Raw genomic sequence first — 2,074 nt, 5'->3', positions numbered from 1 at the left:
GGCGTAGTCAGTAGCTTACAGCCGTAGAAGATAGAATTCGCACCCGCCATGAAACACATAGCTTGCATCTGTTCGTTCATGTTCTCACGGCCTGCTGATAAACGAACCGCAGACATAGGCATCATGATGCGAGCAATCGCAATCAGTTTGACGAAGTCGAAAGACTCAACATCATCGACGTTTTCCATCGGTGTGCCTTTGACTTTTACGAGCATGTTGATTGGTACACTTTCTGGGTGAACAGGAAGGTTCGCAAGCTCTACAAGCAGGCCTGCACGGTCATTGGTACTTTCGCCCATACCAATAATACCACCAGAACAGATCTTCATACCGGCATCACGCACATGAGATAGCGTATCTAAACGGTCTTGGTAAGTACGAGTGGTGATGATGCTGCCGTAGAACTCCGGAGACGTATCAAGGTTATGGTTGTAGTAATCCAAACCTGCGTCCGCTAGCTCACCTGCTTGATCAGGCGTTAACATGCCTAGTGTCATACATGTTTCTAGGCCCATGCCTTTCACACCTTTGATCATGTCAGTTAGGTGAGGCATATCGCGTTCTTTCGGGTTTTTCCATGCCGCGCCCATACAGAAGCGAGTCGAGCCTGCGTTCTTGGCTTTTTGCGCCGCATCCAAAACACGCTCGACTTCCATTAAGCGTTCTTTGTCGACATCCGTTCGGTAGTGAGCACTCTGAGGGCAGTACTTACAATCTTCAGGACAAGCACCTGTCTTAATCGATAACAGTGTACTCACCTGCACGTGGTTGTGCTCTTGGTACTGTCTATGAACCACTTGAGCTTCAAACATTAAATCCATAAACGGTTTTTCAAGCAGTGCTCTTACTTCAGCAACTGTCCAGTCATGACGAACTTCCACGTGTCGATCCTTTTTTATTATTTGATGTTACATCTCTATCAATAGAGATTGTATTTATGCTTGGATAGTCTACCGACAAGCTTTAGACTGTCAACACATTGATAATATCAAAAGTTTACATCTGGTTATTTTTTAGCCACACCAAGAATGGAAGTTACTATGGATCTCGCCTTTGACCGCCAGCATATCTGGCATCCTTATACATCAACGTTGACACCTCTGACCTGCTACCCAGTCACTAACGCAGACGACGTTTACCTAGAATTAGAGGGCGGAAAACGAATTATTGATGGTATGTCCTCTTGGTGGTCAACCATCCACGGCTACAATCATCCAGAGCTCAATGCTGCAGCTCACAGCCAAATCGATAAGGTTTCGCATGTTATGTTTGGAGGTATCACCCACCAGCCTGCTATCGATTTATGTAAGAAACTTTTGAACCTAGCACCAAATAATCTCGAGCACGTATTCTTGGCTGATTCAGGTTCAGTAGCCGTAGAGGTTAGTCTCAAGATGGCTCTCCAATACTGGCACGCTAAAGGGCAACCTCGTTCAAAATTCCTCACGTTGAGAGATGGTTACCACGGTGATACCTTTGCGGCAATGTCAGTGACCGATCCTGATAACTCAATGCATAGTCTCTACAAAGGCTTTTTGCCTGAGCACGTCTTTGCCGATTCACCAAAAACTGGCTTCTGGGATGAGTGGAACTCAAGTGACATCGATAGCTTTCGAGAAAAGCTAACGGTCCACCACAAAGAAGTGGCAGCTGTGATCTTAGAACCAATCGTTCAAGGCGCTGGCGGCATGCGCATCTACCACCCTGAGTTCCTAAAACAAGTTCGCCTACTGTGTGATGAATTCAACGTATTACTTATTTTGGATGAGATTGCGACCGGCTTTGGCCGTACAGGGAAATTGTTTGCTTGCGAACATGCCGATGTTCAACCTGATATCTTATGCGTAGGGAAGGCTTTAACTGGTGGCTACATGACGCTGTCAGCGACGCTTGCGAGTAAAGATGTCGCCGACACGGTATGTGGCGGTGAAGCCGGGTGCTTTATGCACGGGCCAACCTTCATGGGCAACCCTTTAGCTTGTGCAGTAGGTGCGGCAAGTTTGTCCATCATAGAGCAAGGTCATTGGCAAAATCAGACTCATCAGATTGAACAACTCTTTTCTGAGTTACTACC

At 46.6% G+C, this 2,074-nt stretch carries 2 protein-coding genes; one reads left to right on the top strand and one right to left on the bottom strand.

Annotated features, from left to right (window positions below; translation table 11 throughout):
• The coding region (gene bioB / locus AB4496_RS11035; protein ID WP_372130952.1) for a biotin synthase BioB at positions 1 to 881 on the bottom strand (881 nt) is incomplete at its 3' end.
• A gap of 159 nt (positions 882 to 1,040) precedes the next feature.
• On the opposite strand from bioB, the gene bioA reads away from it, so the two are divergent.
• Positions 1,041 to 2,074 (top strand): adenosylmethionine--8-amino-7-oxononanoate transaminase (gene bioA / locus AB4496_RS11030; RefSeq protein ID WP_372130950.1); only part of this gene is annotated, 1,034 nt, incomplete at its 3' end.

The organism is Vibrio sp. 10N.222.46.A1, from assembly GCF_041473595.1.
Lineage (GTDB): Bacteria > Pseudomonadota > Gammaproteobacteria > Enterobacterales > Vibrionaceae > Vibrio > Vibrio tasmaniensis_A.
Note: the sequence above shows the minus strand (reverse complement) of the source record. Positions and strands in the feature narration are given on the sequence as shown.